11 protein-coding genes and 4 tRNA genes are annotated in these 10,227 nt (G+C 43.9%); 11 read left to right on the plus strand and 4 right to left on the minus strand.

Annotated elements, in window-relative coordinates:
- The first annotated feature begins 76 nt into the window (after positions 1-76).
- A complete protein-coding gene (locus A587_RS0122270; protein WP_010374531.1) occupies positions 77-277 on the plus strand; it encodes a YheV family putative zinc ribbon protein in 201 nt (66 codons plus the stop codon).
- Positions 278-305: 28 nt separating this feature from the next.
- Here the strand turns inward: A587_RS0122270 and A587_RS0122275 are convergent, their stop codons facing one another.
- A complete protein-coding gene (locus tag A587_RS0122275) occupies positions 306-518 on the minus strand; it encodes a SlyX family protein (protein WP_010374533.1) in 213 nt (70 codons plus the stop codon).
- Positions 515-1,528 (minus strand): hypothetical protein, encoded by a 1,014-nt coding sequence (locus A587_RS0122280; RefSeq protein WP_017219364.1) that lies wholly within the window; start codon positions 1,526-1,528, stop codon positions 515-517. The genes A587_RS0122275 and A587_RS0122280 overlap by 4 nt, the downstream gene beginning before the upstream one ends.
- Before the next feature lie 268 nt (positions 1,529-1,796).
- Between A587_RS0122280 and fkpA the strand changes: the two genes are divergently transcribed.
- On the plus strand, positions 1,797-2,549 hold the full coding sequence (gene fkpA, locus A587_RS0122285) for an FKBP-type peptidyl-prolyl cis-trans isomerase (protein ID WP_026001096.1): 753 nt from the start codon (positions 1,797-1,799) through the stop codon (positions 2,547-2,549).
- A gap of 75 nt (positions 2,550-2,624) precedes the next feature.
- On the opposite strand, the gene A587_RS0122290 is transcribed toward fkpA, so the two are convergent.
- Positions 2,625-3,095, minus strand: a complete 471-nt coding sequence (locus A587_RS0122290) for an Rsd/AlgQ family anti-sigma factor (RefSeq protein ID WP_010374541.1) — start codon at positions 3,093-3,095, stop codon at positions 2,625-2,627.
- A gap of 466 nt (positions 3,096-3,561) precedes the next feature.
- Between A587_RS0122290 and hemE the strand changes: the two genes are divergently transcribed.
- Positions 3,562-4,626, plus strand: coding sequence for a uroporphyrinogen decarboxylase (gene hemE / locus A587_RS0122295; protein WP_010374544.1), 1,065 nt, complete (start codon positions 3,562-3,564; stop codon positions 4,624-4,626).
- A 71-nt stretch (positions 4,627-4,697) separates the two neighbouring features.
- On the opposite strand, the gene A587_RS0122300 is transcribed toward hemE, so the two are convergent.
- Positions 4,698-6,545, minus strand: coding sequence for a M1 family metallopeptidase (locus A587_RS0122300; RefSeq protein WP_017219365.1), 1,848 nt, complete (start codon positions 6,543-6,545; stop codon positions 4,698-4,700).
- 180 nt (positions 6,546-6,725) lie between these two features.
- Between A587_RS0122300 and murB the strand changes: the two genes are divergently transcribed.
- From murB to A587_RS24295, 8 genes are all read left to right on the plus strand, one after another.
- Positions 6,726-7,745, plus strand: a complete 1,020-nt coding sequence (murB, locus tag A587_RS0122305) for a UDP-N-acetylmuramate dehydrogenase (protein WP_017219366.1) — start codon at positions 6,726-6,728, stop codon at positions 7,743-7,745.
- Complete coding sequence (gene birA / locus A587_RS0122310) at positions 7,732-8,724, plus strand: bifunctional biotin--[acetyl-CoA-carboxylase] ligase/biotin operon repressor BirA (protein WP_017219367.1); 993 nt, start codon at positions 7,732-7,734, stop codon at positions 8,722-8,724. The genes murB and birA overlap by 14 nt, the downstream gene beginning before the upstream one ends.
- A complete protein-coding gene (locus A587_RS0122315) occupies positions 8,721-9,413 on the plus strand; it encodes a type III pantothenate kinase (protein ID WP_017219368.1) in 693 nt (230 codons plus the stop codon). Before birA ends, A587_RS0122315 begins: the two co-directional genes overlap by 4 nt.
- Positions 9,414-9,537: 124 nt before the next feature.
- A tRNA-Thr gene (locus A587_RS0122320) sits at positions 9,538-9,613 on the plus strand.
- A 48-nt stretch (positions 9,614-9,661) separates the two neighbouring features.
- Positions 9,662-9,746: transfer RNA gene (locus tag A587_RS0122325), tRNA-Tyr, on the plus strand.
- Positions 9,747-9,790: 44 nt separating this feature from the next.
- A tRNA-Gly gene (locus A587_RS0122330) sits at positions 9,791-9,865 on the plus strand.
- Between the two features lie 13 nt (positions 9,866-9,878).
- Positions 9,879-9,954 (plus strand) — tRNA-Thr (locus tag A587_RS0122335).
- Between the two features lie 137 nt (positions 9,955-10,091).
- A partial coding sequence (locus tag A587_RS24295) for a GTP-binding protein (RefSeq protein WP_017219222.1) occupies positions 10,092-10,227 on the plus strand: 136 nt, incomplete at its 3' end.

Genomic DNA, 10,227 nt, shown 5'->3' on the forward strand with positions numbered 1-10,227 from the left:
CTCCAAGCGTATCATGACAAATAAAATTAGGATAAAATGACAAACCTTAAACTCGGTGTTCATTAGAGGTGTAGAGTTGAAAGTTAAGAAGCGTTTTATTGCAGGGGCAAGTTGTCCAGAATGCCAAAAAATCGACGTAATGATGCTCTACAAAGAGCATGATGTTGAAAAAGTTGAATGTGTTGAGTGTGGCCACGTAATGTCACAGCCGAAAGACGCGGTACAGGCTTCCACCCGCCAGTTTGAGCAAGTTATTGGGGTGTTCAAACCGGAGTGAGTGATCACCCCGGTTTTTAATTAATTTGTTAGTAGTGCGGTGGTGGTGGCTCTTGATGTTGAGGCATTAAACCTGGGTCGCGGCCTTCCTTCATTTTCTCTGCCAATAGCTCAATTTGTCGTTGCATTTTAGCCAAGCGCTGCTGATGTGCCTTTAGCTCTTCATTTAAGGTTTCGATTGTATCTTCTTGAAAGGCAAGCTTAGCCTCAAGCTCAGTAATTCTGTTTTCGATTTCGTTCATGGCTTTTTCACCTGCGCAAATTTTTCCAGTAGTCCGCTGGAACTTTCGGTTAACAATGCAGTGTCTTGGTCTTGAAAAGCAACGTCAAATACAACCGCAGACTTGGGGCGGCTGCCTTCTCGGGGTTGTACACGCCAAGTTTGCAATCGTTCGCCATCACTCACTTGCCATAAAATAAGCTCGCGGTTAGGTGAGCCGGTAGCCAAGAGCGTTGCGTCTTGATTAAAGCGCACTGCACTGAAAATTTTCTGGCGAGCAATATACTGTAATTGTGCTTTGAGATCACCAGAAGTTAATTGCCAAATGCTCGCTTTTTTCATGCTATCTGCGGTAAAAGCAAACCTTCCTTGGTCATCTAATGCAACTTTGGTCACGCGACTTGGGTGGTTAAAGCGGTGGATCACTTGCCCCGTTCTAGTATCCCAAAAGTAAGCGGTATAGTCGTTGCCTCCGGTTAAGGCAAAGTGACCATTGGGAGACATGGCAATAGAATTGATATTTTCTTGATGTCCAAGGAACTCTATCCGCCTTCCACTCTCTAAGTCGAGGTGAACGACAACGTTATCACTGCGGGCATAGAGTAAATATCGGCCCGCATTGCTAATTGCGATATCTCGAATAGTGCCAGACTCGATCTCAAAATATCCTAGGTTTTGACCGCTTTCGACGCTCCAGATGGCGAATGTTTTATCAGTGGCAGTGACGGCCGTGGAGTTGTCATTAGCTAAAGCCAGTGAGTGAATGAGATCATCGGGGGCATCAGAGTGACGCCATTGAAATTTGAGGCCTTGCTCTTGATTATCCCAAAGTACGGCCCCATGCTCTATGGATGAAACAAGGCTGTAGTGACCGTCCGCAGAGATAGCTGCAGAAAATGCGCCTCTGCTGGCATGTTCTACGGTCATAACGGCTTTTGAAGTGTCAGGGCCACAACCGGTTAAGGTGAAGCAAATGAGCATCGCGCATGCAAAGAGGAGGCTTGTCCACTTAATGTTGACGAGTTTGACCATAAATTAGGTAAATCCTCCTTAACTCCGAAGTCTACAACAGGTAGACTAAAGGCACTAAAAACAAGATATTATTTTGATATTAGCGTATTAAAAGCGTAATGTCGTTACGCGATAATGGCAAGCAAATGCATATTGGCATTCTGATCAGAGAATGTTAATGTGGCTAGCACCTTTTCTTATTAATATAAAATTAACAATGGCACCGCATATCAAGCTCTCTTGCGCGAGCATTGGTGTTTTGATAGTAGGGACTGTCGGAGAGTTGAGAATGAAACAGACAATTAAACTGTCACTCGTTGCTGCTTCAGTGTTAGCACTAGTAGCGTGTAATAAAAAAGCAGAAGAGCAGAAGCCTGCTGAAGTTAAGCTAGATACAGAGGTGCAACAGCAAGCATACGGTATCGGTGCTTCAGTTGGTAACTTCTTGCAAAAAGACTTAGCGGATAAAAAAGAGCTAGGCATTGAACTTGATCAAGAGTTACTTATGCGTGGTTTTAAAGACGCACTGGCTGGTGAAGCTAAGCTGGATGAAGCAAAAATCCGTGAAGTACTCACTTCACTAGATTCTTCTGTTCGTGAAAAGCAAGCTGCTAAAGTTGAAGCTGACGCGAAGAAGAATAAAGAAGAAGGCGATAAGTACCTAGCTGAGAACGCGAAGAAAGAGGGCGTTCAGGTTACTGAGTCAGGTCTTCAGTATGAAGTGCTAAGCGAAGGTGATGGTAAAAAGCCAGTCGCAACAGACAAGGTGACAGTACATTATAAAGGTACATTGTTAGATGGTTCTGAGTTCGATAGTTCTTACGCACGTAATGAACCTGCCACTTTCAACCTAAATCAAGTTATTGCAGGTTGGACTGAAGGTCTACAGTTAATGAACACTGGCGCTAAGTATAAGTTTACGATTCCTGCGGAGCTTGCATACGGCACTCGTAACCTTGGTAAAATTCCAGCTAATTCAACACTGGTATTTGAAGTTGAGCTGCTAGGTATCGAAGACGAAGCTGAAGAAGCTGCTGAATAACTTGGCAGTGTCTGCAAAGAAAAAGGTGAGATAGCTATCTCACCTTTTTTATATTTTGGTGCCCGCAAATTTAGACTATTCAGTGTGATTAGAATAAAGGTTATCGATCAGTTCATCTTCCAATTGGAAGCGCAACTCAAGCGTTTCACCTAATACAGACAAGTCGTTATCGAAGTCTGTTAATTCTTGCGTTTCTTGATTTACTTCAGCGTATTTGTCGTTGAAATCAAGTGCGGTATCAGTCGTATCTGTGATTCTAGGGTACAGTGACTGAGCCAATTTTGCGCTTTCAGGGCCTTTTTCTTGGCAGGCCTCAACAATGTTGTCATAAATTTCAAAATGACCAGCTGAAAGATAATCCATCAAAATCTGGCAGAATGACTGAATGTCAACTTGCTCAGGAAGTGCTTTACCATTTCGAGTTGGTGAGCATCCTGCAACTTTATAATATAAAACCAATAGTTCCTGACGCTCTGCTAACCATGCATCAATTACACTATGGCTGCCTCCCCATTTCTGTTGGGCTTGTTCTAACTGCGAAAGCATAGTGATTCTCCTTAAGCGGGTTACCTACCTCTATGGAAAGGGAAACGGGGCAAAAGGTCAACCAATTTTTTCTGTAAAAGCGTAAAAAGATCAAAAGATTATTGGTTTGATTATCGGGAATGTTAACAAATTCAGGAGGATAAAAATAAAAAAACCACCGAGAGAAACTCAAGGTGGTTCAAAATAGCAGTTTAGCTTGTTGCGTAATGTTGTTATTTTTCTAATTGAAGGTGTTTTGTTGTTATTTTTCTAACGCGGTAATTTTATACCAACCTTTTAATCGTGTTGCAAACAGTTTAATCGCTTGTTTCGGTAATTTTTACACAAGCTTATGAATTTGTTCCTAATAAAGTGAGGTTTAATCTAGATCATAACGAGGCGTTGGCAAGGATAGTTTAGATAGTGCCCATGTGCACTTAGTGATACAATCCGCACAATTGAATTTAAGTATTGGAATAGAGACGCTATGAGCGAATTAAAAAACGATCGTTATTTACGAGCGCTATTAAAACAACCAGTTGACGTCACACCAGTATGGATGATGCGCCAAGCTGGTCGTTATCTACCAGAGTATCGTGCCACCAGAGCACAAGCTGGTGACTTTATGAGCCTTTGTAAAAATGCAGAACTGGCATGTGAAGTGACATTACAGCCGCTGCGTCGTTATCCATTAGATGCGGCGATTCTGTTTAGCGATATTTTGACTATTCCAGATGCAATGGGACTTGGACTTTACTTTGAAACTGGTGAAGGTCCAAAGTTTGAGCGCCCTATCCAATCGTTAGACGATGTTAAAAAGCTACCAAAATTAGATCCAACCGATGAGCTTGGTTATGTAATGAATGCAGTGAGCACAATTCGTCGTGAGCTTAAAGGTGAAGTACCACTTATTGGTTTCTCCGGCTCACCATGGACGCTAGCGACTTACATGATTGAAGGCGGTAGCAGCAAAACATTCGGTAAGATTAAAAAGATGGCGTTTGCAGAGCCGCAGACACTGCACTTACTGCTAGATAAAGTGGCCGATTCGGTTATCGACTACCTAAATGCGCAAGTAAAAGCGGGTGCTCAGTCGCTAATGATCTTCGACTCATGGGGCGGGGTGTTAAGCCCACGTGACTACAAAGAGTTTTCACTACAATATATGCACAAAATTGTAGATGGCCTGATCCGTGAAAATGACGGTCGCAAAGTACCCGTGACATTATTCACGAAGAACGGCGGTCAATGGATTGAAGCAATTGCAGCTACTGGATGTGATGCAGTTGGCCTTGATTGGACGATTGATATCGCCGATGCAAAACGTCGTGTAGGCGATAAAGTTGCACTACAAGGTAATATGGATCCTTCAATGCTACACGGTACCCATGAGCGTATTCGTGAAGAAGTTCAGCATATCTTAGCTGGTTTTGGCGAAGGTAATGGTCATGTCTTTAACTTAGGCCATGGCATTACGCCTGATGTTGACCCTGAAAATGCAGGTGTTTTCATCAATGCGGTTCACGAATTTAGCCGTCAATATCACAAGTAATTTAAGTTTGAACTTAAACTTAAAATAGCAAAGAGCGCTTATTGAAGCGCTCTTTTTGTTTTTGAAATGTATTATTCAAATAAGGCGTCGATGGTGCCTTGAGCAAGTGGGTGGTATCCCGGACGTGCTTGTTGATAAACACGGTAAGCCCAGTCACGTTTGCCATTCTTAATGAGAGACTTGTATAAATTCACAATAAGCTTGCGACGACCAATACTTACTAGATGCTTTTCAAGGTCTGGGTAAATAGCTTGGTAGCCGTTACCTACTGCTAGCATATACCAAGCAAATGCGCGTTCAGCGTTGGTCGATTGCGTCAGCTTAAATGCCTTGTCCAATGCTTCCATACGCTCGATGGCGAGATCTCTTGGTAGGTTATTAATAAAGTGCAGCCATTCATGTACCGTCCAAGCGTCGGTCGGTAAATCTGCAAGTGTTTTCTCGTCCTTTAACCAAGCTTGAGTTAGCGCATCCACTTTTTCAAAAGCATCAGAAGTTGGGTTCGGTGCGTCGCTTGGCAAGCCTGGCTCATAAATCCACTCTTTGGCTTTTTCTAAGCTCACGATACCAGGATATTGCTGTAGCAAGTTTTTGTCTAAGTACGCGACGAATTCATCAGTAGTCAGAGATTTAAAAGAGAAAGTGTTAAAGTAGGTTTTAACAAACTTGTCGAACTTGTCACGACCAAACTTTTCTTCTAGATAAATAAGGAATAATTGACCTTTAGTGTAAGGTACAGAGCTAAACGCATCGTCAGGGTCGCGGCCATTAAGCTCTAAATTCATGCGTGTATCAGGGGCGGCAATAGTTTTAAGTTGTGCGCGTAGGCCTGCAGCGTCAAGTGCTTGTTCCATCACCGCGCGGTCACGACCAAACACTTCTTCCATAATACGGTTTTCAACGTAAGAGGTGAAACCCTCATTTAGCCATAGGTCTTCCCACGTCGCGTTGGTCACTAAGTTGCCAGACCAAGAGTGCGCTAACTCATGGGCGATTAGGTTTACTAAGCTTTTGTCACCGGCAACTACAGTTGGCGTGATAAATGACAGGCGTGGATTTTCCATACCACCAAACGGGAAGCTAGGCGGCAACATGAGCAGGTCGTATCTACCCCAAGCGTATTCACCATACATGGCATTGGTTTTATCGATCATCGCTTGCGTATCATTAAACTCAGCAACAGAGGCATCGAGGATTTGCGGTTCTGCAAAAATCGCAGTTTGGTGCGACATCTCTTTATATTCAAGGTTACCTGCACCAATTGCAATTAGGTACGGTGGGATAGCTTGCGGCATATCAAACCAATAATCGCCATCTTTGATCAATGCGCCGGTATTGTCCGCACTCATTACCGCACGTACATCTTTAGGCGTATGTACGCGAGCAGAGTAAGTCACACGCATTGCTGGCGTATCCTGCACAGGGATCCAACTACGAGCATGAATAGCTTGAGATTGGCTATACATAAATGGGTGAGATTTACTTGCGGTTTGCTGCGGTGTTAACCACTGTAGACCTGATGCTACTGGCAAGCTGTTGTAATAAATACGTGCTTTTTTTGCTTGCTCTTTAAAGTGAATAGTTAACTTCGCACCTTTCACATCATCGCGCTTGGCAAGATCAAACGTGGCGGTATGCCATTTATCATCTTTACCTTGATACATCACTTTGTCGATTTCGAGGTCACGCGTATCTAGTATCAGCGTTCTTGCTTGGCGATTCTGCCAATCTAGTGTGTGTTCAACAAAACCTTCTAGTTGCTTATCTTCAAAGTCAACGTCTAGGTCTAAATGCAAGTGTGTGGTAATAACATCGTTAAGATTGGCGTAAGTGTGTTGGTCAACGGCTGCGTTTACATCAGCAGTGTGGACAAGGCCAGCCATGGCGAGGCTGAGCGTAAGTGCCGAAAGTTTAATCATAATGTTGCTCTTATAAAAAGAATATTCCTAATTAGAACGGCTAACATAACTAATTTCTGACCATTTAAACAGCATAAGCCGATGGGTTACATAAAATGATGGGCAAGATGACGTTAATGCGTAAGTCAGGGCAATGCGCTACACTAGCGCCAGTTTAGTTAATATTGGCAAGGTGCTGCAGTGACTAGTTTGCAGTCTTATCACACTTTTTCGCTGCCGTCGGGTTGCGAGTCCCTTATTATTATCACAGATCCACATGCGCTGGTTGAGCTCGATTTCAGTCGCCCTTTCTTTTTAATCGGGGAAGGGAGTAATACCATTTTTCTGGAAGACTATGCTGGAACCGTTATTAAGCTTGCGACCTTAGGTGTCGATATCGAGCAACAAGATGATAGTTATGTTGTTACAGTCGCAGCTGGAGAAAACTGGCACCAGCTCGTTACAAAGCTGCTTGATAACGGAATTGACGGGTTAGAAAATCTCGCGCTGATCCCTGGTACTGTTGGTGCGGCGCCGGTACAAAATATCGGCGCCTACGGTGTTGAAGTATCTCAATTTATCACTGCCGTTAGAGGATTTGATATCGCCGAGCGGCGCTTCACGACATTAACAAATGCAGAGTGTGAATTTGGCTATCGAGATTCGGTCTTTAAACACCGCCTAAAAGATAAGTTCGTGATTACAGTAGTGACATTGACACTGCCTAAACGTTGGCAGCCAACGTTAAGTTATGGCCCACTACAAAGCTTGAGTGATACTGCAACCGCACAAGAGATTTGTGAAGCGGTGATAGTTACCAGAAACAGTAAATTGCCCGATCCTGCGACACTTGCAAATGCCGGGAGCTTTTTTAAAAACCCAGTGGTTGATAGGGCGTTTGCAGCTCAGTTGCAAAGTAAATTTCCTGAGGTGCCAGCGTTTGATGTGGACAATGACCATGTAAAACTTGCGGCTGGCTGGTTAATTGACAAAGCGGGTCTAAAAGGCTGTCACCGTGGAGCCATTCGTGTGTATGAGAAACAAGCGCTGGTACTTGTTCATAGTGGTGGCAGCACCGGCGAAGATTTAACACAGTTAGTGAGCCATATTCAGCAAACCGTTTGGCAAAAATTTGCTGTGTTACTTGAGCATGAAGTGCGCCTTATAACAAAGCATGGTGAATGTCAGTTGCAAAGTGTGGAATGCCATGAAAACGCCTGATCATAAAAAGCAAACGATTTTAGCAGCCTTGAATAAAGGAGAATTTGTCTCAGGGCAAGAACTTGGCGAACAATTAGGTATTAGTCGCGCGGCTATTGCGAAGCATATAGCGGCGTTGCAAGAGATGGGCGTGGATATTTTTCGAGTCAATGGCCGCGGTTATAAACTCAATTATAGCTTACCGCTTATTCATCAAAGTAAGTTGAATACTCTATGGCAACAGCATTTTCAAAGTGAGTGTCCAATCGAATATCACGCAATTATAGACTCAACGAATAGCGAGCTAATGCGTCGTTTGCAGGACAAACAGAATATGGGCTCAGGCCATGTCTTGGTGGCTGAAATGCAGCAAGCTGGCAGAGGGCGCAGAGGTCGGGTATGGCAATCGCCCTTTGGTGCTAACCTTTATTACAGTTATTACTGGCAGTTTGACGCTGGCATGCAAGCCGCGATGGGCTTATCTATTGCTGTAGGACTTGCGGTATATGATGCGTTAAAGGTCCTTTATGGTATTTCCGTTGAATTAAAATGGCCAAACGATATATATCTCAACCAGCAAAAACTGGCGGGGATTTTGGTTGAGCTAGAGGGGCAAGTAGAAGGGCCTTGCCATCTTGTGATTGGGATTGGGCTAAATATATGCATGCCAGAATCAGCCTCTAAACACATCGACCAAGCTTGGACAGATCTGCAAACGCACTTAGGCCAAATTGATAAAAATCAGTTAGTGGTGCAGCTCACTCACTCTTTGTCTGAGCGTCTTGCCCAGTATAAAGAGTCTGGACTAAGCGAAATGGTGACCGAGTGGAATGGTCTAAATGCCTTTAAAGGTGACGCAGTGACCTTGAGTACAGGACAGAGAGAATGGCGTGGGATCTGTGAAGGCATCGATATGCAAGGGGGCTTATTGCTTAGGCAAGATGGTGAGCTTAAAGCTTTTTATGGCGGTGAAATTTCGTTAAGAAAGGTGATATCGTGAAACTGCTAATTGACGTAGGTAATACTGCAGTTAAATATGCGCTTGAGCATGAACGCCGTATTAGTCCTGTAAAAGAAAGTGATATTGAATGGCAAAAGCTAACTGCAATTGTCTGCTCTCAGGTTGGTAAGGGAGCGGGATTACAGTGGGTGGAAAGTCGCGCCTCTGAGTTTGGTCTTGTGCTCGAACAAGCACACGTATCGCCAAGGCGAGCTGGGGTAACTTGTGCCTATCCTAGTTTTAAAAATTTGGGGATTGATAGGTGGCTCGCGGTACTTGCCGCGCATGCTCTATATCCAACGCAAGATATAATCGTGATTGATTCTGGCACTGCGACCACGGTTGATGTAGTGACTGCGCAAGGAATACACATGGGCGGGTGGATTTTGCCAGGTATCGATCTCATGATTTCCAGTATTACCGCGCGTGCAGAGCGGGTATTTTGTGATGAGAACACGCCGTTTGCCGCAGAATTTGCTAAAAATACACCAGAAGCGGTGAAAAATGGTGCGTTAGCCGCAACGCTTGGACTCGTCCATAGTGCAAAACAGCAACTTAATAATGAGTCTGCGTTGGTATTGTGCGCAGGTGGATATGGCGAGTTAATTAAAAACCATATCGAGTCAGCGGTTTTTGATGACCTTTTGGTATTCAAAGGGCTGTCAGTTTGGTGGAAAAACCCACAATAACTGTAAAAATGTCATGGGATTGGCTTAAAACTGAGCGTTTGAACAATAAATTTAAATTTTTTTGCATATTCCTGTTGCATCAAGTCAATGGTTGCTCTAATATCTCGCCCCGTACTAAAGCAGTGCCGACTTAGCTCAGTTGGTAGAGCAACTGACTTGTAATCAGTAGGTCATCCGTTCGACTCGGATAGTCGGCACCATCTTTTTACCCTATCTTGTATAGGATGCTTTAGGAAAGAATTTTACGTGGAGGGGTTCCCGAGCGGCCAAAGGGATCAGACTGTAAATCTGACGGCTCAGCCTTCGCTGGTTCGAATCCAGCTCCCTCCACCACTTTATTCTTGACGGTTAGAGGTAGTTAAGAACAGGTTCCTAAAGCGGGCATCGTATAATGGCTATTACCTCAGCCTTCCAAGCTGATGATGCGGGTTCGATTCCCGCTGCCCGCTCCAGTTCGTCTGGCGTGCTGATATAGCTCAGTTGGTAGAGCGCACCCTTGGTAAGGGTGAGGTCGGCAGTTCAAATCTGCCTATCAGCACCAGTCTCCGAAGAATCTTCTCAAATACTTCCTTTGAATTGTCGAAAAAATATTTATAATAGACTGAATAATTCTAATCCACACTCGTCGTGGATTATTTTTATATGTAATCTAGATACACAAAACTTATAGGTTTCGTCATGGCAAAAGAAAAGTTTGAACGCGTAAAACCGCACGTAAACGTTGGTACTATCGGCCACGTTGACCACGGTAAAACAACTCTAACTGCAGCAATCACTAACGTACTTGCAAAAGTATACGGTGGTACAGCAAAAG

It is taken from the genome of Pseudoalteromonas sp. NJ631 (genome assembly GCF_000276645.1).
Lineage (GTDB): Bacteria > Pseudomonadota > Gammaproteobacteria > Enterobacterales > Alteromonadaceae > Pseudoalteromonas > Pseudoalteromonas piscicida.

Excerpts from the sequence above, each read along its gene's own strand:
- A587_RS0122275 (WP_010374533.1), bottom strand. The coding sequence starts at position 518 with ATGAACGAAATCGAAAACAGAATTACTGAGCTTGAGGCTAAGCTTGCC.
- A587_RS0122280 (WP_017219364.1), bottom strand. The coding sequence starts at position 1,528 with ATGGTCAAACTCGTCAACATTAAGTGGACAAGCCTCCTCTTTGCATGC.
- fkpA (WP_026001096.1), top strand. The coding sequence starts at position 1,797 with ATGAAACAGACAATTAAACTGTCACTCGTTGCTGCTTCAGTGTTAGCA.
- A587_RS0122290 (WP_010374541.1), bottom strand. The coding sequence starts at position 3,095 with ATGCTTTCGCAGTTAGAACAAGCCCAACAGAAATGGGGAGGCAGCCAT.
- hemE (WP_010374544.1), top strand. The coding sequence starts at position 3,562 with ATGAGCGAATTAAAAAACGATCGTTATTTACGAGCGCTATTAAAACAA.
- A587_RS0122300 (WP_017219365.1), bottom strand. The coding sequence starts at position 6,545 with ATGATTAAACTTTCGGCACTTACGCTCAGCCTCGCCATGGCTGGCCTT.
- birA (WP_017219367.1), top strand. The coding sequence starts at position 7,732 with ATGAAAACGCCTGATCATAAAAAGCAAACGATTTTAGCAGCCTTGAAT.